The 24,118-nt window shown below is 72.5% G+C and carries 19 protein-coding genes and 2 pseudogenes; 8 read left to right on the forward strand and 13 right to left on the reverse strand.

Features of this window, described 5'->3' with window-relative positions; translation table 11 throughout:
- Nucleotides 1-28 precede the first annotated feature (28 nt).
- Both ACZ7HT_RS20780 and ACZ7HT_RS20785 read right to left on the reverse strand, forming a co-directional pair.
- Nucleotides 29-499 carry a hypothetical protein gene (locus ACZ7HT_RS20780; RefSeq protein WP_471167781.1) on the reverse strand — a complete coding sequence of 157 codons (471 nt, stop codon included), beginning with the start codon at nucleotides 497-499 and terminating at the stop codon, nucleotides 29-31.
- A gap of 154 nt (nucleotides 500-653) precedes the next feature.
- On the reverse strand, nucleotides 654-1,382 hold the full coding sequence (locus ACZ7HT_RS20785) for an IclR family transcriptional regulator (RefSeq protein WP_471167784.1): 729 nt from the start codon (nucleotides 1,380-1,382) through the stop codon (nucleotides 654-656).
- A gap of 167 nt (nucleotides 1,383-1,549) precedes the next feature.
- Between ACZ7HT_RS20785 and ACZ7HT_RS20790 the strand changes: the two genes are divergently transcribed.
- The gene (locus ACZ7HT_RS20790) at nucleotides 1,550-2,467 is read left to right on the forward strand and encodes a glycerophosphodiester phosphodiesterase (protein WP_471167786.1); all 918 of its coding nucleotides are present in this window, start codon (nucleotides 1,550-1,552) and stop codon (nucleotides 2,465-2,467) included.
- Between the two features lie 103 nt (nucleotides 2,468-2,570).
- A pseudogene (locus ACZ7HT_RS20795) lies at nucleotides 2,571-3,141 on the forward strand (LLM class flavin-dependent oxidoreductase); the annotation flags it as partial.
- 4 nt (nucleotides 3,142-3,145) lie between these two features.
- On the opposite strand, the gene ACZ7HT_RS20800 reads toward ACZ7HT_RS20795, so the two are convergent.
- A complete protein-coding gene (locus ACZ7HT_RS20800; RefSeq protein WP_471167788.1) occupies nucleotides 3,146-5,428 on the reverse strand; it encodes an MMPL family transporter in 2,283 nt (760 codons plus the stop codon).
- Nucleotides 5,429-5,690: 262 nt separating this feature from the next.
- Here ACZ7HT_RS20800 and ACZ7HT_RS20805 point away from each other — a divergent pair, with 262 nt between their 5' ends.
- The 4 genes from ACZ7HT_RS20805 to meaB all read left to right on the forward strand — a co-directional run bounded on the left by ACZ7HT_RS20805 (nucleotide 5,691) and on the right by meaB (nucleotide 11,416).
- Complete coding sequence (locus ACZ7HT_RS20805) at nucleotides 5,691-6,347, forward strand: class I SAM-dependent methyltransferase (RefSeq protein WP_471167791.1); 657 nt, start codon at nucleotides 5,691-5,693, stop codon at nucleotides 6,345-6,347.
- 103 nt (nucleotides 6,348-6,450) lie between these two features.
- Nucleotides 6,451-8,262, forward strand: a complete 1,812-nt coding sequence (locus ACZ7HT_RS20810) for a methylmalonyl-CoA mutase family protein (RefSeq protein ID WP_471167792.1) — start codon at nucleotides 6,451-6,453, stop codon at nucleotides 8,260-8,262.
- Nucleotides 8,262-10,436: a methylmalonyl-CoA mutase gene (scpA, locus tag ACZ7HT_RS20815; RefSeq protein WP_471167795.1), complete on the forward strand. Its 2,175-nt coding sequence runs from the start codon at nucleotides 8,262-8,264 to the stop codon at nucleotides 10,434-10,436. The genes ACZ7HT_RS20810 and scpA overlap by 1 nt, the downstream gene beginning before the upstream one ends.
- Nucleotides 10,433-11,416, forward strand: a complete 984-nt coding sequence (gene meaB, locus ACZ7HT_RS20820) for a methylmalonyl Co-A mutase-associated GTPase MeaB (protein WP_471167798.1) — start codon at nucleotides 10,433-10,435, stop codon at nucleotides 11,414-11,416. Before scpA ends, meaB begins: the two co-directional genes overlap by 4 nt.
- A gap of 166 nt (nucleotides 11,417-11,582) precedes the next feature.
- Here the strand turns inward: meaB and ACZ7HT_RS20825 are convergent, their stop codons facing one another.
- Nucleotides 11,583-12,023 carry a MarR family winged helix-turn-helix transcriptional regulator gene (locus ACZ7HT_RS20825; RefSeq protein ID WP_471167801.1) on the reverse strand — a complete coding sequence of 147 codons (441 nt, stop codon included), beginning with the start codon at nucleotides 12,021-12,023 and terminating at the stop codon, nucleotides 11,583-11,585.
- 155 nt (nucleotides 12,024-12,178) lie between these two features.
- On the opposite strand from ACZ7HT_RS20825, the gene ACZ7HT_RS20830 reads away from it, so the two are divergent.
- Nucleotides 12,179-13,675 carry an MFS transporter gene (locus ACZ7HT_RS20830; RefSeq protein WP_471167803.1) on the forward strand — a complete coding sequence of 499 codons (1,497 nt, stop codon included), beginning with the start codon at nucleotides 12,179-12,181 and terminating at the stop codon, nucleotides 13,673-13,675.
- A 56-nt stretch (nucleotides 13,676-13,731) separates the two neighbouring features.
- Here ACZ7HT_RS20830 and ACZ7HT_RS20835 read toward each other — a convergent pair whose 3' ends face one another.
- The 5 genes and pseudogenes from ACZ7HT_RS20835 to ACZ7HT_RS20855 form a co-directional block, all read right to left on the reverse strand.
- Nucleotides 13,732-14,610 carry a geranyl diphosphate 2-C-methyltransferase gene (locus tag ACZ7HT_RS20835; RefSeq protein ID WP_471167805.1) on the reverse strand — a complete coding sequence of 293 codons (879 nt, stop codon included), beginning with the start codon at nucleotides 14,608-14,610 and terminating at the stop codon, nucleotides 13,732-13,734.
- 14 nt (nucleotides 14,611-14,624) lie between these two features.
- On the reverse strand, nucleotides 14,625-16,136 hold the full coding sequence (locus ACZ7HT_RS20840) for a family 2 encapsulin nanocompartment cargo protein terpene cyclase (protein WP_471167808.1): 1,512 nt from the start codon (nucleotides 16,134-16,136) through the stop codon (nucleotides 14,625-14,627).
- A 98-nt stretch (nucleotides 16,137-16,234) separates the two neighbouring features.
- Nucleotides 16,235-17,644, reverse strand: a complete 1,410-nt coding sequence (locus ACZ7HT_RS20845; RefSeq protein WP_471167810.1) for a family 2B encapsulin nanocompartment shell protein — start codon at nucleotides 17,642-17,644, stop codon at nucleotides 16,235-16,237.
- A 410-nt stretch (nucleotides 17,645-18,054) separates the two neighbouring features.
- Nucleotides 18,055-18,396 (reverse strand): GNAT family N-acetyltransferase, encoded by a 342-nt coding sequence (locus ACZ7HT_RS20850; RefSeq protein ID WP_471167812.1) that lies wholly within the window; start codon nucleotides 18,394-18,396, stop codon nucleotides 18,055-18,057.
- A gap of 41 nt (nucleotides 18,397-18,437) precedes the next feature.
- Nucleotides 18,438-19,425: pseudogene (locus ACZ7HT_RS20855) on the reverse strand (pirin family protein).
- A gap of 88 nt (nucleotides 19,426-19,513) precedes the next feature.
- Here ACZ7HT_RS20855 and ACZ7HT_RS20860 point away from each other — a divergent pair.
- On the forward strand, nucleotides 19,514-20,005 hold the full coding sequence (locus tag ACZ7HT_RS20860) for a carboxymuconolactone decarboxylase family protein (protein ID WP_471167814.1): 492 nt from the start codon (nucleotides 19,514-19,516) through the stop codon (nucleotides 20,003-20,005).
- A 75-nt stretch (nucleotides 20,006-20,080) separates the two neighbouring features.
- Here ACZ7HT_RS20860 and ACZ7HT_RS20865 read toward each other — a convergent pair whose 3' ends face one another.
- The 4 genes from ACZ7HT_RS20865 to ACZ7HT_RS20880 all read right to left on the reverse strand — a co-directional run bounded on the left by ACZ7HT_RS20865 (nucleotide 20,081) and on the right by ACZ7HT_RS20880 (nucleotide 24,086).
- Nucleotides 20,081-20,386, reverse strand: coding sequence for a hypothetical protein (locus ACZ7HT_RS20865; RefSeq protein ID WP_471167817.1), 306 nt, complete (start codon nucleotides 20,384-20,386; stop codon nucleotides 20,081-20,083).
- Nucleotides 20,387-20,558: 172 nt separating this feature from the next.
- Nucleotides 20,559-22,736 (reverse strand): TerD family protein, encoded by a 2,178-nt coding sequence (locus tag ACZ7HT_RS20870; protein ID WP_471167819.1) that lies wholly within the window; start codon nucleotides 22,734-22,736, stop codon nucleotides 20,559-20,561.
- A gap of 76 nt (nucleotides 22,737-22,812) precedes the next feature.
- Entirely contained in the window at nucleotides 22,813-23,607 is a 795-nt protein-coding gene (locus ACZ7HT_RS20875; RefSeq protein WP_471167822.1) for a polysaccharide deacetylase family protein, read from the reverse strand.
- Nucleotides 23,608-23,807: 200 nt separating this feature from the next.
- Nucleotides 23,808-24,086, reverse strand: a complete 279-nt coding sequence (locus ACZ7HT_RS20880) for a hypothetical protein (protein ID WP_471167825.1) — start codon at nucleotides 24,084-24,086, stop codon at nucleotides 23,808-23,810.
- Nucleotides 24,087-24,118 lie beyond the last annotated feature (32 nt).

A 24,118-nucleotide genomic window follows, 5' to 3' on the forward strand; every position in this document is an offset into this window, starting at 1 on the left:
CTCACGTACTGATCGTGCTGATCGCCTGTCAGATGTCGACGACGCGGTAGCCGATGACGTAGATGCCGCCGGAGCCCTCGACCGTGCGCCACTGGGTCTCGGCGCCGACCTCGCTGCCGGTGACGAGCGCGGCGCCGAGCTTGTCGTCGCTGCTGGTGGTGTCGTAGTCCCACAGGGTCAGGGTGCGGGCCTGTTCCTTGCCGAGGATGAGCGCGGCGTTGCCGTTGCCGTCCTCCATGGAGCGGACGTAACCGGTGCCCATGGTCTGGTACTTGATGCCGTTGCCGGGCCAGACCTTGACGGCGTTGCCGTTGGCGTCGGTGATCTTGAGGTAGGCCTCGTCGTGGTCGCCCTCGCTGTTCTGCTGGCAGTGCAGCTCGAACAGCTCGATCTTCACGTAGTCGATCGGCTCGGCGTGCGCGGTGCCGGCGAAGGCGCCGAGGCTGCCGAGTCCGAGCAGGGCGGTGGCGGCCATTCGGACGGCTCGGTTCTTGCGCATGTGGTCCCCCCACACATTCGGGTCACGGGTGTGACGTGGTGTCCGGACCGCCTTCCCCGGCGGTCCCGGTGTGCCGTTTCCCCCCGGCACGACATCCACTGTGCCCGGCGGCCCCGCCCGGGCTCTACGCGCGTTCCGCTGGGCGGAACAGTCGCTAGAAGGCGACCGTGCTCGGCGGGACCGGCCCCCGGTGTCCGCCCCGGGCGAGCGCGCGGGTGACCGCCGCGCCCGCCTCGGCGACGGCCTGGGCGAGCGCGTCGAGCCCTCGGCCGGCCGGGACCATGCCGGCGAGCGCCGCGACCGTACGGCCGTCCGGGGCGCGGACCGGCAGCGCGGCGCAGCACACCCCGTCCATGACGTCCTCGCGGTCGAGCACCGGCCCGCCCCTGAGCGGCCCGCACAGGGCCTTTCCGGCGGCGGTGTCGAGGCGGAAGGCGATGCCGTCGCGGACGGGGAGCAGCGGCTCCAGGTCGCCGGGCACCGAGCCGACCGTGATCGCCATGTCCTCGCGCATCACGGCGAGGACGACGCTGGCGCCGGTGGCGGCCCGGAGGCGCTGGAGCGGCAGCCGGGCGGCGGGGCGCAGGCCGGGGTGCGGTTCCCAGGCCTGGCCGAGACGGTAGAGCTGCGGGCCGACCCGGTAGCGGTTGCCCTTGCGTTCGACGGCGCCGACGCCGACCAGCTGGTCGAGCAGCCGGTGGACGCTGCCCTTGGGCACGCCGCAGGCGAGTGCGAGTTCGGTCACGCCGGCCTCGTCGCCGTTCCGGCGCAGGGCGTCGAGCAGCGCGAACGCTCCTTCGAGCACTCCCCGGCCGCGCTCCTGGCGCCGCGGCGCGGCCGCCTCCGCGACGCCGCCGGTTCTCCGTGCCGTTCCGGTGTCCATGAGTCCCCCTGACTCGGTACGCCCGGCCGTGGTCCCCCGATGGCACGGCTGCGGGCACATGTCACAGAGTGCCGCAGACCCGGCCATTGCGGCGAAGGGCTTGCGCCGCCGGTCGTGTCGCCGCGTGCCCGGCCCGATGTACGGGGGACCCCTTAGGGTGGTCGGACATGAGAGACGCCCAACCGCCCGCCGCCCGGTCCCGTCGGCGCAGGACCGCCGCACTGGTGGCCGTGGCCACCGCCGTCGCGGGGATCGCGACCGTGTTCGTCGTCGCCGCACCGCCGTCGCGGTCCGAGCCCCGCCCGGCGGCGTCCGCCGCGGCGGCGAGCCCGTGGCTGCGTGCGGCGGGGGCGCCGCTGACGGTGATCGCCCACCGGGGTGCCCCGTCCGCGGCCCCGGAGAACACGCTGGTCTCGGACGAGGTGGCCCGGCGGGGCGGGGCGGTCTGGATCGAGAACGACGTGCAGCCCAGCAAGGACGGCGTGCCGTACATCCTGCACGACACGACCGTCGACCGGACCACGGACGGCACGGGGGCGATCCGCTCGCTGACCTCCGCCCAGCTGGACGCCCTGGACGCCGGGTCCTGGTTCGCCCCCGCCTACGCGGGCACCCGGGTGCCGACCCTGGCCGCGCAGCTCGCGGACCTGAGGGAGCGCGGCGGGAAGCTGCTCCTGGAGATCAAGGGGCGGCACACGCGCGCCGAGGTGGCCCGGATCGTCCGGGACGTCCGCGACCAGGACATGGCGGAGCGGGTCTTCGTGCAGAGCTTCGACGTCCCGTCGCTGCGGTACGCGCACGAGCTGGCGCCCGAGCTGCCGCTGGGCCTGCTGCGCAGCACCCTGGACGCCGACCCCGTCGCGGTCGCCGAGGATCTGGACCTCGCCGCGTACAACGTCGCGGACACCGCGCTCGCCACCCGTCCGCAGCTGGTCGGCGGCCTCCACGCGGCCGGCGTGGCCGTGAACGTGTGGACGGTCGACACGCCGGCGCGCTGGAAGGCCCTGGACGCGCTGGGCGTGGACGGCGTCATCACGAACCGCCCTACGGAACTGGGGGGTTGGTCCTCGGGCCGGGGGAACTGACCGACGCGGCACTTCCCGCCGGGCCGATCCCACCGGGCCGGCGCCCGCGCCCCGTGTGGGCAATCGTCCCGCTGGGGCGATGGGGGTCCCCCCTGCTCGAGCGGAACGATTGACCGCCCTGCGGCCGCTCCTGGAGACGGGCGAGGCCGACTTCCCCGGGGAGTTTGCTGACCGCGACGACGCCGTACCCGGCGGCGGTTCCGGGGGCGGCGCCGGTGCCGGTGCTCGTGGCCTCGATGGGCCCGCAGGCGCTGCGTGTGAGCGGTGAACTCGCGGACGGCGTCCTGCCGTTCCTCGCGGGCCCGCGGGCGCTCGCCGAGCAGATCGTCCCGGCGGTGACCGCGGCGGCCGAGGCGGCGGGCCGGCCGGCGTCCCGGATCGCGGCGCTCGTGCCGGGCGTGGTGACGGCGGACGCCGAGGGCGTACGGCAGAAGGCGGCGGAGGCGCTCGCGCTGTACGAGCGGATTCCCTCGTACCGGCGGGCGATCGAGCCCTCCGGCGCCGAGGGTGCGGCCGGAGTGGCCGCGATCGGGGACGAGGAGACGGTCGCCGCCGAGGTGCGGCGCTACCGCGAGGCGGGGGCGACGGAGGTGGTGTTCACCGCGACGGACCTGGGTGGCGAGGACGACCGCCGCCGCACCTGGAAGCTGCTCGGCGAGCTGTCGCGCGGCTGAACCGCTAGGTCTTCGAGGCGCTCTGGGGTGCTTCCGACTCCTGGAGCGCTTCCTCGCCCTCCGTGTCCAGGTGGGGCAGGATCCGGTCCAGCCAGCGCGGGGTCCACCAGGCGCGGCTGCCGAGGAGGGTCATCACGGCGGGCACGAGGAGCAGGCGGACCACGGTGGCGTCGATGAGGACGCTGGCGGCGAGGCCGAGGCCGAGCATCTTGATGACGATGTTGTCGGAGACGATGAAGGCCGCGAAGACGCTGACCATGATCAGTGCGGCGCAGGTGATGACCCGGGCGGTGATCTCCAGGGCGTGGGCCACGCTGGCCTTGGAGTCGCCGGTGCGCAGCCAGGCCTCGCGGACGCGGGACAGCAGGAAGATCTCGTAGTCCATGCTGAGGCCGAAGACGATGGCGAACATCATCATCGGCACGTAACTCTCGATGGGCACCTTGCCGTTGACGCCGAGCGCGGGCCCGCCCCAGCCCCACTGGAAGACGGCCACGACGACGCCGTACGAGGCCGCGATGGACAGCACGTTGAGCACGGCCGCCTTGACCGCGACGAGCAGGCCGCGGAAGACGATCAGGATGACGAGGAAGGCGAGCGCGACGACGACGGCGATGATCAGCGGCAGTCGGCTGGAGACGATGTCGAGGAAGTCGACCTGGGCGGCCGTGTTCCCGGTGACGTAGGTCTGGGCGTCGGTGCCGGCGACGGCCTGCGGGAGGACGTCGTCGACGAGGTGGTTGGTCAACTGGGTGGTCTTCTCGTCCTGCGGGGAGGCCACCGAGTAGGCGGTGCCGACGAGGACGTCTCCGTCGGAGGTGGTCTGCAGCGGGGTGATGAAGGCGGCGTTCGGGACGCCCGTGAGCGACTGCTGGAGTTTGGTGGCGAGGGCGGCCCGGTCGGCGCTGGGTACGGCCGACTGGTCGACGACGACGGTGAGCGGCCCGTTGGCGCCGGGCCCGAAGGCCGTGGAGATCAGGTCGTAGGCCCGCCGGTCGGTGAAGGACTCGGGGTCGGCGCCGTCGCCGATGTGGCCGAGCTGGATGAAGAGCAGGGGGAAGGCGAGGACGAGCAGGGCCAGGACGCCGCCGGTCAGGAACCACCAGGGGCGCCTCTCGACGCGCTGCGCGTACCGGTGCCAGGTGCCGTGCGCGGCCGCTCCGGGCTCGGCGTCGGTCTCGGCGACGGGCTTGCGGACGTGGTAGCGGTCGATCCGCTTTCCGACGAGTCCGAGCATGGCCGGGACGAGGGTGAGGGCGGCGATGACGGCGGTGACGACCGTGAAGGCGGCCGCGAGGCCGAGTTTGCCGATGAAGGTGACGCCGGAGACCCAGAGCCCGGAGAGGGCGATGATGACGGTGCAGCCGGAGACGAGGACGGCGCGGCCGCTGGTGGTCGTGGCGAGGGCGGCCGAGTCGGCGGGATCGTGGCCGTTCATGAGGTTCTGGCGGTGGCGCGTGATGAGGAAGAGCGCGTAGTCGATGCCCACGCCGAGGCCGATCATGGTGGCCAGGGTGGGTGAGACGGTCCCGAAGGTGAAGGCGGCGGCCATCAGGCCGAGCAGGGCGAGCCCGCAGATCGCTCCGAGGAGTGCGGTGATCAGCGGCATGACGGCGCCGATGACGCTGCCGAAGCCGATGAGGAGGACGACGATCGCGACGGCGAAGCCGATGGCCTCGCTGCTGCGGTCGTCGGCGGTGGGCCGGGCGAGTTCGCCGAGGGAGCCGCCGTACTCGACGGTGACGCCGGCGTCCCTGAGCGGCTGGACGGCGGCGTCGACACCGTTGAGGTAGTCGGTGCCGAGGGTGGAGGGCGCCACGCTGAAGCGGACGGTGATGTAGGCGGTCTTGCCGTCCGTGGAGAGCGGGCCGGTGTTGGGCGTCCCGGCCGGGAGCGGCGGCGGGGTGGTCCCGGGCGGCGGCAGCGGGTTCTGGGCTCCGATGACGTCGGGGAGCTTCGCGAGGGCGGCGACGGCCGAGTTGACGGCGGACGACTCCTGTGTGAGGGCCTTGGAGGGGTCGTTCAGGACGATCTGGGAGCTGTATCCGCCGGCGGCGGGATCGTGGGCCTTGAGGACGTCCAGGCCGTCGGCCGACTGCACTCCGGGGAGCGCGAAGTCGTCGGAGAACATTCCCCCCACGGCCCGGTCGGCGATCTGGAGTCCCGCGACGGCCGCCAGCCAGAGGGCGATGACGACGATGAAGTGGCGGGCACACCAGTGACCGAGTCGGTAGAGGACGCCTTGCGAGGGTGCTGGCCGGCCGCTGGCCGGGCTTCCTGCGTTCATGGCGTGGCCGTGTCCGGATAGGGAAGTCCCCGAGCGGTTCCGGCACCCGCGTCGTGCGGGCCTACCCGTCCATTCTTCGCCTCGCGCCACGCTCCGGCATCTCGGCCTGCGCGCGGCCCGGTAGGAGACGGCTCGCGGCGGGTAGTCCGCTGGTGACATCCGGGAAACGCGCGACGTCCGGGAAGCGCATGACGTCCGGGTGCATGGCGTCCGGGAATCGCGTGACGTCCGGAAGCTCGTGACGTCCGGGAAAGGGAGCAGCATGCGGGAAGAGGGTTCCGAGCGGAAGCCGCTGTCGGCGGCGGAACTGTTCGACGGTCTCGGCATCGCGTACGAGCGGGCTTTCGGGCATCTGCCGGAGCAGTCCGCGGCGGTGGACTGGCTGACGGACCGCCTGGCCGCGGGGGCCCGCGTCCTGGACGTCGGCAGTGGCACGGGGCGGCCGGTCGCGGAACGGCTGGTACGGGCCGGGTGCGCGGTGACGGGCATCGACGTGTCCGGGGAGATGGTGGGGCTTGCCCGCGCGCAGGTGCCGGAGGCCCGGTTCGAGCAGGTGGACGTGCGTGACTACGACGCCGCCCCGGGGAGCTTCGACGCGGTGTGCGCGTTCTTCCCGCTGCTGATGATGAGCCGGGCGGAGGCGGTCACCTCCCTGGAGCGGATGGCGGGATGGGTGGCGCCCGGGGGCTATCTCGTGACCGCCACGGTGCCGGCGGACGTGGACGGGGTGGAGATCGAGTGGTTCGGCCGGCCGGTCAGGGTGTCCAGTCTCCCGGTCGAGGAGTACGTGCGGACGCTGCGGGAGGAGTGCGGTCTCGAGGTCCTGCGGCACGAGGTGTCGGTGTTCCGGCCGGACGACGAGCGGGCGGCGCCGGAGGCGCATCTCTTCTGCTTCGCGCGGCGGGCCGAGGCCGTCTGAGGGGTGTTCCACCGGTCGGGCAGCCGTCTCGGGATACGGAAGAGAAGAAGGTCACAGTCGTACGCCCTCTGCTCCTTTGTGGATCTCCCCTAGCATCCGAGCCATGACGGTCCTGCCTGACGACGGGCTCTCCCTGGCGTCCGAATTCCCAGACGCGCCACATGAGCAGTGGCAACACCTCGTGGCGGGTGTCCTGCGCAAGGCGGGCAAGGAGGTCTCCGGCGACGCCGCCGAGGACGCCCTGTCCACCCTCCTTGAGGACGGCCTCGACACCCGCCCGCTGTACACCGCGCGCGACTCCGCGCCCGACCCCGGTCTGCCCGGCTTCGCGCCCTTCGTGCGCGGCGGGCGGGCCGAGGGCAACACCGCCGGCGGCTGGGACGTGCGCCAGCGGCACGTGACGGCCGACGGCGAGGCGGTCCTCGCCGACCTGGAGAACGGCGTCACCTCGCTGTGGCTCGGTGTCGGCGGCTCCGGCATCCCGGTGTCCTCGCTGGACGGCGTCCTCGACGGCGTCTACCTCGACCTCGCGCCCGTCGTCCTCGACGCGGGCGACGAGACGGCGGCGGCCGCCGAGCGGCTCCTTCGGCTGTACGAGGAGCGGGGCGTCGCCCCGGAGGCGGCCCGGGGCAACCTGGGCGCCGACCCGCTGGGTCACGAGGCCCGTACCGGCCACGCGGCCTACGACCTGGCGTCCGTCGCCGGCCTGGCGCGCCGCTGCGCCGACACGTACCCGGGGCTGCGGGCCCTGACCGTGGACGCCCTGCCGTACCACGAGGCGGGCGGCTCGGCCGCGCAGGAGCTCGGCTGCTCCCTTGCGACCGGCGTGGCGTACCTGCGGGGTCTGACCGGGGCCGGACTGAGCGTCACGGAGGCGTGCGGGCAGCTGGAGTTCCGCTACGCGGCCACCGCCGACCAGTTCCTGACGATCGCGAAGCTGCGCGCCGCCCGCCGTCTCTGGGCCCGTGTCGCCGAGGCCTGCGGGGCCCCGGAGGCGGGCGCGCAGCGCCAGCACGCGGTGACCTCGCCGGTGATGATGACGCGCCGCGACCCGTGGGTGAACATGCTGCGCACCACCATCGCGACGCTCGCCGCGGGTGTGGGCGGCGCCGACAGCGTCAGCGTGCTGCCCTTCGACGAGGCGCTCGGTCTGCCCGACGCGTTCGCCCGGCGGATCGCCCGCAACACCTCCACCGTCCTCATCGAGGAGTCCCACCTGTCCCGGGTGATCGACCCGGCGGGCGGTTCCTGGTACGTGGAGCGCCTCACCGACGAACTCGCGCACGCCGCCTGGGAGTTCTTCCAGACGATCGAGCGCGAGGGCGGTCAGGAGGCCGCGCTGCGCTCGGGTGCGATCGGCGAGCGGCTCGCCGAGACCTGGGCCGCCCGCAGCAGGAAGCTCGCCACGCGCCGGGAACCGATCACCGGCGTCAGCGAGTTCCCGCACCTCGCGGAGAAGCCCGTGGACCGCGCGCCCGCGCCGGAGCCGCTGTCCGGCGGTCTCCCCCGCGTCCGGCGCGACGAGGCGTACGAGGCGCTGCGCGCCCGCTCCGACGCCCATCTCGCGGCGACCGGCGCCCGGCCCCGCGTGTTCCTCGCGGCGCTCGGCCCGGCGGCCGCGCACTCGGCCCGGCTCACCTTCGCCGCCAACCTGTTCCAGGCGGGCGGCATCGAGGCCGTCACCGAGGGCACGTTCGAGGAGAGCGGTGCCCGTGAGGCCTGCCTCTGCTCCAGCGACGCGCTGTACGAGGAGGGGGCGGAGGCCGCCGCCGGGGAGCTGCGCGCGGCCGGGGCCGAGCACGTCCTCCTGGCCGGGCGCCCCGGGTCGTACGCCGGTGTCGACACGTACGTCTTCGCCGGCTGCGACGCCGTCGCCCTGCTCTCCACGACCCTCGACCGCATGGGAGTGTCCTGATGTCCATCCCCGACTTCTCCGGGATCGAGCTCGGGGCACAGGCCGCCGGGGGCGGGCCCGACGAGTGGCGCTCGGCCGTGAAGCGGGCGGCGGGCGGTGACGACCTGCTGTGGGAGACCCCGGAGGGCATCGCCGTCAAGCCGCTGTACACCGGGCAGGACCTGGAGGGCCTGGACTTCCTGGACACCCTCCCGGGCATGGCCCCGTACCTGCGCGGCCCGTACCCGACGATGTACGTGAACCAGCCCTGGACGATTCGTCAGTACGCGGGTTTCTCCACGGCCGAGGAGTCGAACGCCTTCTACCGGCGCAACCTCGCCGCCGGCCAGAAGGGCCTGTCGGTCGCCTTCGACCTGCCGACGCACCGCGGCTACGACAGCGACCACCCGCGCGTCACGGGTGACGTCGGCATGGCCGGCGTGGCCATCGACTCGATCTACGACATGCGGCAGCTGTTCGACGGCATCCCGCTGGACAAGATGTCCGTGTCGATGACGATGAACGGCGCGGTGCTGCCCGTGCTCGCGCTGTACATCGTCGCCGCCGAGGAGCAGGGTGTTCCGGCCGAGAAGCTGGCGGGGACCATCCAGAACGACATCCTCAAGGAGTTCATGGTCCGCAACACGTACATCTATCCGCCCGGTCCGTCGATGCGGATCATCTCCGACATCTTCGCGTACACCTCGCAGCGGATGCCGCGCTACAACTCCATCTCGATCTCCGGGTACCACATCCAGGAGGCGGGCGCGACGGCCGACCTGGAGCTGGCGTACACGCTGGCGGACGGTGTGGAGTACATCCGCGCGGGGCGTGAAGCGGGCCTGGACGTGGACGCGTTCGCGCCGCGCCTGTCGTTCTTCTGGGCGATCGGCATGAACTTCTTCATGGAGATCGCGAAGCTGCGCGCCGCGCGCCTGTTGTGGGCGAAGCTGGTCAAGCAGTTCGACCCGCAGAACGCCAAGTCCCTGTCGCTCCGCACGCATTCGCAGACCTCCGGCTGGTCGCTGACCGCGCAGGACGTGTTCAACAACGTCACGCGGACGTGCGTGGAGGCGATGGCCGCGACCCAGGGCCACACCCAGTCGCTGCACACCAACGCCCTCGACGAGGCCCTCGCGCTGCCGACGGACTTCTCCGCGCGCATCGCCCGGAACACGCAGCTGCTCCTCCAGCAGGAGTCGGGCACCTGCCGGACGATCGACCCGTGGGGCGGCAGCGCGTACGTCGAGAAGCTGACGTACGACCTGGCCCGGCGCGCCTGGAAGCACATCCAGGAGGTCGAGCAGGCCGGCGGCATGGCCAAGGCCATCGACGCGGGCATCCCGAAGCTGCGCGTGGAGGAGGCGGCGGCCCGCACCCAGGCCCGTATCGACTCCGGTCGGCAGCCGGTGATCGGCGTCAACAAGTACCGCGTGGCGTCCGACGAGCAGATCGAGGTCCTCAAGGTCGACAACTCCTCGGTCCGCGCCCAGCAGATCGAGAAGCTGCGGCGGCTGCGCGAGGAGCGCGACGAGACCGCCTGCCAGGATGCGCTCGACGCGCTGACCCGGGCCGCGGGCGGCGACGGCAACCTCCTGGAGCTCGCGGTGAACGCGGCCCGCGCGAAGGCCACCGTCGGCGAGATCTCGGCGGCCCTGGAGAAGGTGTACGGGCGGCACGCGGCGCAGATCCGTACGATCTCCGGCGTGTACCGCAACGAGACAGGCGAGTCCCCCTCCGTGGAGCGCACCCGGGCCCTGGTCGACGCCTTCGGCGAGGCCGAGGGGCGTCGGCCGCGCATCCTGGTCGCCAAGATGGGCCAGGACGGCCACGACCGGGGCCAGAAGGTGATCGCCACGGCCTTCGCCGACCTGGGCTTCGACGTGGACGTGGGCCCGCTGTTCCAGACCCCGGCCGAGGTGGCGCGTCAGGCCGTCGAGGCGGACGTGCACATCGTCGGGGTCTCGTCGCTGGCCGCGGGTCACCTGACCCTCGTGCCGGCGCTGCGGGAGGAGCTCGCGGCGGAGGGCCGCGAGGACATCATGATCGTGGTCGGCGGCGTGATTCCCCCGCAGGACGTGCCGACGCTCCTGGAGATGGGTGCGGCGGCCGTGTTCCCGCCGGGGACGGTGATCCCCGACGCGGCCCACGACCTGGTGACCCGGCTCGCGGCCGGCCTCGGGCACGACCTGTGATCGGTCTCGACACGTACGTCAAGGCCGTGCTCGACGGGAAGCGGGCGGTGATCGCGCGCGCGATCACCCTCGTCGAGTCGACGCGCCCGCAGCACCGGGCCCTCGCGCAGGAGCTCCTCACCGAGCTCCTGCCGCACAGCGGCAAGGCCGTGCGGATCGGGATCAGCGGGGTGCCCGGGGTCGGCAAGTCGACCTTCATCGACGCGTTCGGGACGATGCTGACGGGCCTCGGCCACCGGGTGGCCGTGCTCGCCGTGGACCCGTCGTCGACCCGTACGGGCGGCTCGATCCTCGGCGACAAGACGCGGATGGAGCGACTGGCCGTCGACCCGGCGGCCTTCGTCCGCCCCTCCCCCAGCGCCGGCACGCTCGGCGGTGTCGCGAAGGCGACCCGCGAGTCGATGGTCGTGATGGAGGCCGCGGGCTACGACGTGGTGCTCGTGGAGACGGTGGGCGTCGGTCAGTCCGAGACGGCCGTGGCGAACATGGTCGACTCGTTCCTGCTGCTCACCCTGGCCCGGACGGGCGATCAGCTCCAGGGCATCAAGAAGGGCGTCCTGGAGCTGGCCGACGTGGTCGCCGTCAACAAGGCGGACGGCCCGCACGAGCGCGACGCCCGCGCCGCCGCGCGGGAACTGGCGGGCGCGCTGCGGCTGATGCACGGCGCCGACGCCGCCTGGGCGCCGCCGGTGCTCAGCTGCAGCGCACGGGAGTCGGCGGGCCTCGACGAGGTCTGGGAGCGGCTGCGGTCGCACCGCGCGCTCCTCGACTCGACCGGCCGCCTCGCGGCCAAGCGGCAGGACCAGCAGGTCGACTGGACGTGGTCGATGGTCCGCGACGAGCTGCTGCGCCGGCTGCACACGGACCCGGCGGTCCAGGACGTCACGCCCTCCCTGGAGCGGCGGGTCAGGGACGGCGAGCTGACGGCGACGCTGGCGGCCGAGCAGATCCTGAAGGCCTTCGGGGAGCGCGAGAGCTGAAACGGCGTGTGGGCGCCTGGACGGGGAATCCCGTCCAGGCGCCCTTCACCATGCCCGGATCCTGTCGGGCGCCCTTCGCCATGTCCGGATCCTGTCGGGCGCCCTTCGCCATGCCCGGCCGCGGGCTTTCTCAGGCGCCCTTCTCCACACCCGGGCGCAGCCCGTCTCAGGCGCCCTGTTCCATGCCCGGCCGCAGCCGCGCGAGCAGTCCGTACAGGGTGGCGCTGTCCTCCGCGCCGAGCGTGTCGAGGGCGCCGTGGGTGGCCTGCATCTCCTCGCGGACCCGCCGGATGACCCCCCGGCCCTCGTCGGTCGCCACGACGTTCTTGACGCGCCGGTCCGAGGCGTCGGCCTCGCGGCGCACCAGCCCGCGTCCCTCCAGGCGGTCCACGATCCCGGTGACGTTCGACGCGTCGCACACGAGGAGCGTGGCGAGGGCGCGCATCGGCAGCGGGCCGTTCAGCTGGGCGAGCACCTTGGCCTGCGTGGACGTCAGTCCGTGGTGGGCGGCGGCCGCGGCGAAGTCGCGCCACTGGGCCGTGCCGATGGCGGCGAGGAGCTCAAGCAGCTGGAGCTTGGTGGGCGTCTCGGGGGTCGTCGCGCTCATGCGTCGAGCGTACCCAGGATCCTTGACATTATCAATTATTTACTTAAGGACCTCAATCATTCACTTGACCTCCTCAACCATTGAGGCCTACCTTCGACGCATTACTTGATGACATCAAACATCTACGACGTGAAGCACTGAGAAGGCCCCCACCCATGAGTCACGAGACCACCCCGCCCGCCGCCGACCCCCGGCGCGAGACGCGCATCGTCTTCGCGCTGAGCCTCGCCGCCATGGTCGTGTCGATGATGCAGACCCTGCCGGTCCCGATCCTCGGCCTCATCCGCGCCGACCTGGGCACCTCGGCCGCGAACGTGAGCTGGGTGACCACCGCCACACTGCTCTCCGCCGCCGTCTTCACCCCGCTGCTCGGCCGCTTCGGCGACCAGCGCGGCAAGAAGCCCACCCTCGTCGCCGTCCTCGGCGTCATGGTCGCAGGCTCCGTCGTCGCCGCCCTGGCGACCTCGCTCCCCCTGCTGATCCTCGGCCGCGTCCTCCAGGGCGCCGCCACCGCGATCTTCCCGCTGGCCCTGTCCGTGCTGCGCGAGGAGGTCCGCCCGCAGAAGCTGCCCGGCGCGATGTCGCTCGTCAGCGGCACCCTGGCCTTCGGCAGCGGCCTCGCGCTCGTCGCCACCGGCCTGCTCACCTCCGGCTCCGACGCCGACTACCGCAGCGCCTTCTGGATGGCCACCGGCTTCGCCGCGATCGCCCTGCTCGCCGTCGTGTTCCTGGTCCCCGCGACCCGCCACAAGACCGGCGGCCGCACCGACTTCCTCGGCGCGCTCACCCTCGGCGCCACCCTGCTGCTGCTCCTGCTGCCGATCTCGCAGGGCCACGAGTGGGGCTGGACCTCCGGCCGCACCCTCGGCAGCTTCGCGGCCGCGGCCGTCATGACCGTCGTCTGGGTCCTCACCGAGCTCAAGGTCCGCGAGCCCCTCGTCGACATGCGGATGTTCGTGCACCGGCCGGTGCTCATGGCGAACCTGGCCGGCATCCTCGTCGGCTTCGGCATGTTCGCGAACTTCCTGGGCGTCTCGTACCTCGTCCAGATGCCCGAGGCCCTCACCGGCTACGGCTTCGGCGCGTCCATCCTGCGGGCCTCCGTCGAGTTCCTGCTGCCCGGCGCGATCGTCTCCCTGCTCGCCTCGCCGATCGGCGGCCGGCTGGTCCGCCACCGCGGCCCGCGCACCGCGCTGACCCTGGCCGCCGCGCTCGGCGCGGTGGGCTTCGGCTGGCTCGCCCTCGACCACGGCCACACCGCCTCGGTCATCGGCGCCGGTGTGATCGTCGGCGCGGCCGTCAGCTTCGGTTACGCGGCCATGCCCGCCGTCATCATGTCGAGCGTCCCGCACCACCAGAGCGGCATCGCCAACGGCATCAACTCCATCTCCCGCTCCACCGGCAGCGCGGTCGGCAGCGCCGTGGTCACCACGATCCTGGCCTCGAAGACCATCGAGCACCTCCCGGCCGGCGTCCCGGCGCTGCCCGCGGAGTCCGGCTTCACCCTCACCTTCGGGATCGGCGCCGTCGCCTTCGCGCTGGTCGCCGTCATCGCCCGCTTCGGCCTGCGGACCGGCCAGGCGCCCCGTACCGAGCGGGTGAGCGCACCGGCCGCCGGGACCCCCGAGAAGGAGACGGCAGCCGCGGCATGACGCGAGGGGCGGGTCCGTCGGATGACGGACCCGCCCCTCGGCCGTGGACCGGTGCGTCAGACGCGGTCGGCCGCGATCAGGACGTACTGGAAGGAGCCGTCCTTGTACGACTCGATGAACGCCTCCTCGATGCCGGTGACCAGCGAGGACGTGGCCCGCAGCTCCCAGTAGGGCAGGGTGTCCGGCGTCAGGTCGATGACGGCCTGCGGGACGAGCCGGTTGTCGGCCATCGCCTTGAGGTACTCACGGCGCGAGTGGATGTTGCACTCGAAGTGCGCGTTGATCTGCGAGACCCACTTCGACGGCTGGCCGTACCTCGGGTTCCAGCAGCCGGTGATGGTCACGTAGCGGCCGCCGACCTTCAGGAACCGGGAGTGCTCGGCGAACAGGTCGTCCAGGTCGACGTACATGCTCGACTCGTTGTTCCACGAGCCGGCGATGCTGCCCTTCTCGAAGGGGGTGTCCAGCATGTTGCACACCTGGGCGTGGACGTGGCCCTCGATGCCCAGCTCCTTGGCGCGCTGGTTGCCGAACTCGGCCTGCGTGGAGGAGAGGGTGACGCCCTCGACCTTGCAGCCGAAGCGCTGGTGGGCCATCACGCTCGAACCGCCGCGGCCGCAGCCGGCGTCGACGAGGGTGTCCTCGCTGCCGATGGCGCCGAGGTTGTCCAGGAGGACCTCGGCCTGCGCCGACTCCAGGCGGTGCAGCTCGGCGATCAGCTTCTTCTCGTACTCGCTGTCCTCGACGTCCCCGAGGGAGGCATGGTCCACGGCGCCGATGCCGTAGTGGTGGTGGTACAGCCCGTCGACGTCACCCAGGCGCAGGTTCACCGGCCTGGCCTCGGCGTTCCAGTAACGGGCGATGTCTCCCTGGTACGGCGTCGCCGGGCCGGGAACGAACGCGGAGTCGACGGTGGAGAGCTCGGTGTTGGTCACAGATGAATCCGTTCTTACCAGAAATCGGGCAGGCTGTAGCGGTACGTATTGGTCTGGTGCCAGTAGTGGTTGCCGTCGACCCAGACGGCGACTCCGCGCAGGAAGCGGAGCACGCTCGGGACGGGGCAGACGGCGGCCAGCTCGGCGGACGCGGCCTCGAAGTCGCGCATGAGCTCGTTGTGGACCTCGACGGCCTTCAGGTAGCCGTCCTTCTCCGAGAGCTTCTCCTGCTCGGAGAGCACCACGGGCAGGTTCATGTGCCGGCCGGGGCTGGCGAGTTCCTTGGTGTACGAGTAGAGGTCGTTGACGATGGTGCTGGCGTTGCCGGCGAGCGCGAGGACCCGCTGCATGGCCGGCTGGGCGTGCAGGTCGGCGGGGAGTTCGTAGCCGCCGACGGTGTCGGTGATGGTGGGGCAGGGGCGGAAGTTGTTGAACTGCCGCATCGCCAGGTACTCCCAGACCTCCGGCACGTGGTTGGTCTCGTCCCACGCGGCCTCGGCGAGGTAGCCCATGTGCAGTCGGGCCATGTCGTGCCGGAACCGGTCGGCCTGGGACGGCGTCGCCAGACGGACGAAGTACTCCATGGCCGAGCGGTACGAGCGCCGGGGCGCGTCCGCGTGCAGCGACTCCGCCCACACCGGCTGGTACTCCGCCGTCGAGTGCAGCGGGTCCAGGGCGGTGTGCGCCATGAGGAGGCGTCCACCCAGACCGATGGGCGAACCGCCGAGGTCCTCGCAGTAGCAGTCGTCCACGGCGTTCTCGGCGACCATCAGCCGGGCGGCGACCATGAGGTGCTCGATGGTCGGGGCGTCCGGGTGGCAGGCCACCATGTAGCGCCCGACGTGGAACCCGTCGAAGTCGCCCTCCCAGTCCTCGGGGTAGAGCTGGATCTCGTCCAGCGCCCAGGACTTGATGCGGAGGCTGAGCTCCTCCACGCGCACCGGGTCGGGTTCGGGCACGGGGTGCCAGTAGAGGCCCGGGATGATCAGGGCGTCCGACGGCGCCACGGACGGCTCCGCCGGGAGGGCCGGGAGATCCGCGCGGGGCGCCAGGGAAAGCCCCGCCGTGCCCAGACCGCTGGGACCGCGCGGAACCCACCCCGGATCGGGCTGGATCCGCGGGACCGCGGCGACGGGGGCCTCGGCGGAGAGCCCGGCGGGAGCCGCGGCGGGGAGCCCGGCAGGAGCCGCGGCGGAGACGTCGGCGGGAACCCCGGTGGAGAGCCCGGTCAGGGGCCCGGTGGGGATCCCGGCAGGGACCCCGGTGGGGAGCCCGGTGGGGAGCCCGGTCGGGAGCCCGGTGGGGAGCCCGGTCGGGAGCCCGGCAGGGGCCCCGGTGGCCTCGGCTGTTGTTTGCGGGTGGGCTTCGGCGGGGGCGGCCGGTGCCTCGGCCGGGCCGGTTGCCGCGGCCGGGGCGTGCGGGAGGGCGATGCCGTGGGCCGCCGCGTCGGCGAGGACTCGGGCGGTGAACGAGGCCGCGGCGCCGGGCAGGCTGGACTGCAGAGGGGAAGGCCCGGGATCGGGCATCCGTGACTCCTTGGAAAGAGGGGTGGGCCGTCCCGGATTCCGGGCACGCCGGCCCGGCCCGGATGGTCCGGGTGGTGGTGGCCTGCGGTGGGGAGGGCCTAGTCGCGCCGGCGCGCGATCTGCACGTTCTCCAGGACGCCGAGCGCGTTCGGGACGAGGACGGCGGCGGAGTAGTACGTCGTGACGAGGTACGACATGATCGCCTGCTCGCTGATCCCCATGAACCGCACCGACAGGCCCGGCTCGACCTCCTCGGGCAGTCCGGTCTGACGCAGACCGATGACGCCCTGGTTGTCCTCGCCGAGACGCATGGCGAGGATGGAGCTGGTGTTCTCCTTGCTGATCGGGATCTTGTTGCAGGGCAGGATCGGGACCCCGCGCCAGGCCGGGACCCGGTGGCCCTGGAGCTCGATGGTGTCGGGGTAGAGCCCGGCACGGTTCCATTCGCGCCCGATCGCGGCGATCGTCTTGGGGTGGGCGAGGAAGAGCTTGGTGCTGCGGCGGCGGCAGAGCAGCTCGTCCAGGTCGTCCGGGGTGGGCGGGCCGGAGTGCGGCTGGATCCGCTGCTTGAAGTCGGCGTTGGGGAGCAGGCCGAACTCCGGGTTGTTGATGAGCTCGTGCTCCTGGCGCTCGCGCAGCGCCTCGACGGTGAGCCTGAGCTGCTCCTCCGTCTGGTTCATCGGCCCGTTGTAGAGGTCGGCGACCCGGGTGTGGACCTTGAGGACGGTCTGGGCGACGGAGAGTTCGTACTCGCGCGGCTTGAGCTCGTAGTCGACGAAGGCGCCGGGGATGTCGGCCTCGCCCTTGTGGCCGGCCGACATGGCGATCTCGGCCTCGCCGTACTTGTTCTGCCGCTGGTCGGGCAGCGAGCTGAACTCCTCGATGTGGGACCGGAGGCTCGGCGCCGAGTTGAGGATGTTCGTGAAGTCGGCGCGGGAGAGGGTGAGCAGGGTGCCGGAGGTCTCGGCCGTCGCGGTGTAGTCCCAGCCCGCGTCGCCGTCGAGGAGGGCGTTCTCGCCGAACCGGTCGCCGTCGGCGAGCGTCGCGACCGCGACCTCGTCGCCGTACTTGCCGACGGAGGTCTGGTTGACGCGGCCGTGGGCGATCAGGTGGATCTGGTCGGCGGGCCCCCCGCGCTGGACGAGCACCTCGCCGGCGCTGAAGTCGCGCTGGACGCAGCGGTCGGCCAGCGCGTTGAGCACATCGCCGTCCTCGAAGCCGCGCAGCAGGGCCAGTTCGCCGAGCTCGCGGGGGATCACGCGGACGCGGGAGCCGTCCTGGACGAACTCGATGCGTCCGTCGCCGACGGTGTAGGTCAGCCGGCGGTTCACCCGGTAGGCGCCGCCCTTGGTCTCCACCCAGGGGAGCATCCGCAGCAGCCAGCGGGAGCTGATCTCCTGCATCTGCGGGGCGGACTTGGTCGTGGTGGCGAGGTTGCGGGCGGCCGCGGTGCTGAGGCTGGACTGCTGGGGCGGCCCCAGCTGCACCGGGCGGTCGTCAACGGTCATCGGGACGAGCTCTCCTTGGCGAGGGCGGCGTTCAGCGCACGGATGCGTCGAAAACCGGTGAAAGAAGACGAAGGGGGGCGAAGATCCGGGAATCGGTCCAGATCTCGGGGAACAGTAACGGCCGCCGAGCCCGCCTCGCTCAGAGAGTCCGAGGGCATTAACTCCTTGCAGTGATCTTGCTCGAAATGATGTTTATCCCTGTCACCAGCGGGTTTCCGGCCAACCCGTCGGGAGTCGGCCGGCGACGTGCCCTCCACCCGGTGGTTCGGTCGCCCGTTCGGCCCCCCGGATCGGGGGGCCTGCGGGCAGGGGCGCGTGCGACTCGTCCATACGGGGGAAGCGTTCGCCTCCGCGTGCGTCGTGTTGACCGGGGCCGGGGGCCGGGGCCGGAGGCCGGGAGCGACCGGGGGTCAGCGCTTGAGCTGTCCGTCCAGCCACTGGAGGACCTCGGGCGTCACCGGGTCGGTGATGTCGGCGAACTCGTCGTGCTTCTTCAGGAACTTCGCGACGTAGGGGCAGACGGGGACGATGCGCATCCCCGAGGCGCGGACGTCGGTGAGCGCCTGCTCGATGAGGATCGAGGCCAGGCCCCGGCCCGCGTAGGCCTCGTCGACCTCGGTGTGGAAGAAGACCCGGCGGTCGTCGCGGTCGCGGTAGGCCGTCAGGCCCGCGCGCTCGCCGTCGACGAGGATCTCGTACCGGTGACGGGCGTCCACACGCTGGACGACGGGGGTGGTGGACTGCTCGGTCATGGGAGTGCCTTTCGTAGGGTGTGGGCGTGAGCCGTGAACGGTCAGTGGCGCGCGGGGTTCCCGCGCGGCGCGATCCGGGCGTTGGGCAGGGCGGGGGCGGGGAGGCGGTCGCCGGGGTAGCCGTCGACGCTGCCGAAACGGTCGGAGGCCTTCTCCCACTCCTCTCGTGCCTCGACGATGTCCTCGTGGCTGCGGCCGATGAAGTTCCACCACATGACGATCTCCTCCTCGAACGGAGTGCCGCCGAGGAGGACCGCGCGGGCGGGGGCGTCCGACTCGTTCGTCAGGGTCAGGGCGTCGGCCCCGGTGCCGGCGTATCCGAGCTCGGCGGGGCGCAGGAGCGTTCCGGCCATGCGGACCTCGCCGGTGTCGACGAGCAGGCCGTGCTCGAAGGCGGGGTCGGTGGGGAGGGTGACGGTCGCGCCCGGGTCGAGGACGAGTTCGGCGCCGAGGAGCGGGGTGAAGGTCCGGACCGGGGAGGCCGAGCCGGCGAGCGACCCGAGGAAGACCCGTATGCCCGCTCCGTCGACGCGGACCGTGCCGGGGGCGTAGTGCTGGAAGTCCCGGGCGGTGTCCCGGTGCGCCCCGGGGAGGGCCACCCACAGCTGTACGCCGTGCAGGACGGTGGTGCGGGCGGTCGAGACCTCGGTGTGGCTGATGCCGTACCCGCCGGTCATGAGGTTCAGCTCGCCGGGGCGTACGTACGCGTGGCTGCCCAGGCTGTCGCGGTGCTCGATCTCGCCGCTGAACAGCCAGCTCACCGTCTGCAGTCCGATGTGCGGCTGGGGGGCGACGTCCATGCCGCCGGACTCGGCGACGTCGTCGGGGCCGATGGGGCCCCCCGCGCGAGCGAAGCCGAGCGTGGGGGAGGTCCGCGAAGCACCAGGCGCCGATGAGCGTGCGGGCGCGCTGCGGGAGCGTGCGGCGCACGGTCATCGCCCGGGGCCCGCCGAGCGGGACGTCCCGTGCCGTCAGGACCTCGGTCTCCGCGATACTCATGCCGCCCCTCCCCTCCAGAGATAGTTCCATTTTCAACAATCATGGGCGATGATAGCCCTTGCGACGGTGACACGCACTGTTCGCGGTCGAGGCGGGCACGGCCCGGAAGGAGCGCACGGTGAGCGACACGGCAGGAGCCCCGGCGGACAAGCGGATCTACGTCGACAAGCAGAGCCCCAAGGCCTACCACGCGCTGGTCCAGACATCCGAAGCCGTGCGCGCGACGGCCGCCGAGGCCGGGCTCGACCGCGTTCTGGTGGAGCTCGTCAACCTCCGCGTGTCCCAGATCAACGGCTGCGCGTACTGCCTCGACGTGCACACCAGGGCCGCTCTGCGCGCGGGCGAGACGGCCCGCCGCCTGGGCGTGCTCGCCGCCTGGCGCGACACCGAGCTCTTCACGGACCGCGAGCGCGCCGCGCTCGACCTCGCGGAGGCCACCACCGCGCCCGCCGACGCCCTCGCGCAGGACCGTGCCTGCGACAGCGCGCGCCGGTCGCTGAGCGACGACGAGATCTCGGCGGTGATCTGGGTGGCGATCACGATCAACGCCTTCAACCGGGTCTCGATCATGAGCAGGCACCCCGTACGGGAGACACCCGCCAAGCGCTGACCCCGGGCGGCGGACACGGCGAAGGTCCGGCGCCGTCGGGGCACCGGACCTTCGGAGGGGTTCGTGTCGGGTCGGTCAGGTGGAGATCTCGGGGAGCACCCCGGTGGCCGGTGCGGCCAGGTCGGTCAGCTGGCGCAGCTGCCCCAGCTCGTTCACCCGGCTGAGACCGTTCAGCTGGCCCGCGATGCCGGGGAACCGCCCGCGGGACTCCTCGGGGATGCCGGTCGTGGCGAGGGAGTCGAGCTCGCTGATCGGGTTGATCTTGGGGCCGAGGGGGCCGGTGGCGTCGGCGGCGGACGCGGTGCCGGCGGCGGCCCCGCCGAGGCACGAGAAGGCGGCGGCGACGGCGAGGATCGAGGAGATGCGTCGTGTTGAGGTCACACCCTCACAACGGGCCGGCCTGCCGCGGGTCACGGTCGACCCCCGCTCCGACCGTTCTCACCGTCCGAACGGGGGGTCACGCAAGCTGAGGGGCGAGGAGAGCGAAGAGACTATTTCAAGTGGTTTTGAGAAGGAAGCCTCTTCATGGCCTCGCCCGGGACGACCGTAGCAGTCAGGCCGGGATCAGGTCGCGCAGATTTTCGGGAGTGAGGACGCGCGAGCCCTCCGGCAGGCCGTCGGGGCGCTCCAGACCGATGTACGTGACGGGCCCGTCCGGCAGGGTCGAGCCGTCCCACCAGGCCGTCGCGGTGGCGTCGGCGGCCATCAGGTCGATCAGGTGGCGGACCGTCAGCGGCGTACGGGCGAGCAGCCCCCGGAGCAGTACGGAGACCGACACCCGGTTCTCCTCGACCCGGTTCGCCGACGGATTGCCCCTCAGATACAGATGCAGCCACCGCGCGCGCCAGCGGCCGTCCTCGCCGCGCTCGAACGCGAGCGGCAGCGCGACCCGGCCGGGACCGCGCAGGTCGGACTTCATCCGGACCGTGCGCGGCTCGAACGGGCGGCCCTTCTGCTCGGTCTCGCGCAGCATGTAGCCGAAGAACGACTCCTCGACCTCCTCGAAGCCCTCCCCGGAGTAGAGGTTCACCTGCGGCACGACGAAGCTGCCGCGGACCGCCCCGAGCCGCAGGTCGATGAACTCCGAGGCGCCGTCGGGGGCGTCGGTGACGTCGCCCGAGTGGCTGCCCTCGACGGTGGTGAGCGCGGTGTACGAGAGCCAGGTGACGGTCGCGTAGTCGGCGTCCAGGACCAGCGCCGACAGGTCGTAGTCGGTGCTGCGCGCGGTCTGCTTCCAGTACGTGAAGAAGCGCAGCAGCTCGCCCTCGACGGGCGACACGGAGCCGCGCGGCAGGACGCCGAACCCCGCCGCGGTCGCGCGGCCGCTGAGCGGGAGGGCCACGTCCAGGACGGCGGGGTCGACGAGCAGCCGGCCGGGGGCGGGCAGCCGGCGCCGCGTCTCGGCGTCGAGGACGGCGCACAGGCGCTCGCGCACGGCGGGCGGCAGCGGCGGACGGGTTTCGGCGGTGACCCAGGCGGCGCCGGCCCGGTTCACGAACACCCGCCGGTCCCCCGTCGTCCCCGCGCGGTTCTGGACGTGCTCGCGGAGGGAGAGGAGGACGCGGCCGGAGACCCGGGGGACGGCGCTCTCGAACGCGGCGAGGACCGCGTCGACCTCCTTCGGCCCGTCCGCCGCGCACAGCAGCCGGTCCAGGGCGCGCAGCAGCCTGCCGGGGGCGGCCGTCAGGAGTGCGGCGGCCCCGGCGACGTCGCCGCGGCCGAGGAGTTCCTCGACGCGGCTGTCGAAGGACGGCGCCTTCTTCTCGCCCCGGGCGACGGCGAAGACCTCGGCGGCGTACGGCCGACGCGGGTACTCGCGCGGGTGCAGCCGCTCGCCGAGGCGCTTCCACGCCTCGCGGTGGGCGGCGACGTCGGCGAGCTTCGCGGGGGCTTCGGCGACGACGGCGTCGAGACCGGCGAGCAGGGCACGGCGGACGGGCCTGGACAGCGCCCGGAACCGGGTCGGCTCGCGCAGGGTGACGTCCCCGTCGGAGAGCGCGCAGGCCAGGCGCAGCACGTCGGTGACGGTGTCCAGGAGGAGATCCGCGCCTGCGTCGAGACGGGCCCGGTTGACGACGGCGCGGATCTCCCGGACCGGGATCGCCTCGGGCTGCGGGCCGTTGATCCGGTGGGCGGCGAGGACGGCGAGGTCGCGCAGGTGGTCGTCAGCGAGCGGGGTGGTGCTCCCGGCGAGGGACAGATAGAGGGCGGTGACCTCGTCGTCGAGGGTGCCGCCGGGGTGCAGGACCGTCATGCGGTCGCCCGCCGCGGCGATCAGTTCGTCGTGCGCGGCGAGCATCTGCTCGTACGTGTGGCGGTAGACGCCGTACGACGGGAGGGTGAGGAGGTCGAGCACGCCGGCCCGCAGCCGCCGGAGGACGCCGGGGCGCGCGGTGTCGTCGTCGAGGGCCTCGGCGACGCAGCGCATCCAGAACTCGAAGGTGTCGGGCACGTTGGCCGGGAAGTCGACGAAGTACACGTTGTGCCGGACGTGGTCGCCGACCGTCTCGCGGACGGTGTCGAAGGTGCGGGCGGCGAGGGCGACGACCGTCTCCTCCGGCAGCCGGGCCAGCTCGTCGAGCAGCCCGGCCGACAGCTTGAACCCGGCCGACATCAGCGCGGCGTCGAACCGCCGTGCCGTGACGCCCCCGTCGTTCCGCCCTGTGTTCCCGGCCGGGAGGGGAAGACGACGGGTGTGCCGGACGACCAGACGTTCGAGAGCGTGGACCATTCCGGCATGCTGCCAGCCCGGCACGGCCCGGTGCATGCGGATTTCGGGCCGTGGGGCGGGCGTACGAGCGGAGGGCTCACGGGGTGGTGCGTACGGGGAAGCTGAAGGTGTGTCCGTTCTGCTTCAGCCACGGGAGCACCTGCCGCAGGGCCGCGACGGTCTGGCTGCGGTCGCCGCCGCCGTCGTGGAAGAGGATCGTCGGACCGTTCGACAGCTCGTTCTTGACGGTGTTGACGATCGAGGCCGTGCCCGGCCGCTCGAAGTCCTTGGTGTCCACGTTCCAGCCGAGCGGCCGCATCCCCAGACCGGAGGCGAGGCGGCGGCTGTCCGGGGTGAACGCGCCGCCGGGCGCGCGGTAGTAGTCGACCCTCGCTCCCCCGGCCGCGTCCTCGATCATCTTCTTCGCGTCGAGGATCTCCTGCTTCTGGTACGCGAAGGGCTTCTTGTCCATCGTCGTGTCGTGGGACACGGTGTGGTCGCAGAGCCGGTGGCCCTCGGCGACGACCCGCTTCACGATGTCGGGGTTCTGCTTGGCCATCGGGCCGACCATGCAGAACACGGCCTTGACGCCGTTCTCCTTGAGGATGTCCAGCATCTGCGGCGTCCACCGGGCGTCGGGGCCGTCGTCGATGGTGATGTTCACGGCCGAACCCCCTGCCTCGGCCGCGTGCGCGATGCTCTCGGGCACCTTCTCGGGCCGCACCTGCGCGGGCGCCTTGGGCTTCCCGGCGGGCGTCTGCGAGGTGGACGAGTCCCCCATCCGCGCGACGGCCTCGTTGTCCATCAGTGCCGCGGCTCCCCACACCGCCAGGCTCAGTCCTACCGCCGAAGCCACCACGGCTATGTGCGCGGTGTACTTGCCCTGCCCCATGGAATCCCCACTCCCCGTTTTTCCGACCATCTCCCTGGTGAGAGGACGGTACGGGGAGCCGCAAGGTTTCACCGAATCCCGACCAACTGACGGGACGGAGCGTGGGCCGGATCACGTACGGCCGGCTGACGGCCGGTCAGCCGGGGCGGGCGGTCCTGCGACTGGTCGCGCAGGGCCGCCCGCTCCGTGGTGGCGGGGGGTCAGGGGTTCCAGCGCAGGACCGCGCCGAGACCGCCGGCCGGGCCCGTCGCCTCCTCGGGGACGACGAGGACTTCGGAGCCGGCGGCGACGCAGGCGCGCAGCAGGGCGTCGTCGGCGCGCGCCTCCTCCGGCCGGCCGATCCCCCGGTTCCTCGCCTCGGTACGGCCCACGGCGATGTCGTACGCGCCGGGGCCGACCCAGACCGGGCGGCCCGCCTCGGCGGCGTCGTGCCCGAGCAGCAGGGTGGCGACCCGGTGCTCGCGTACGGCCTCCACCACCGCGGGAACGCCTTCGGCGGACGGACCGGGCG

This window comes from Streptomyces sp. NPDC037410 (assembly GCF_055602235.1).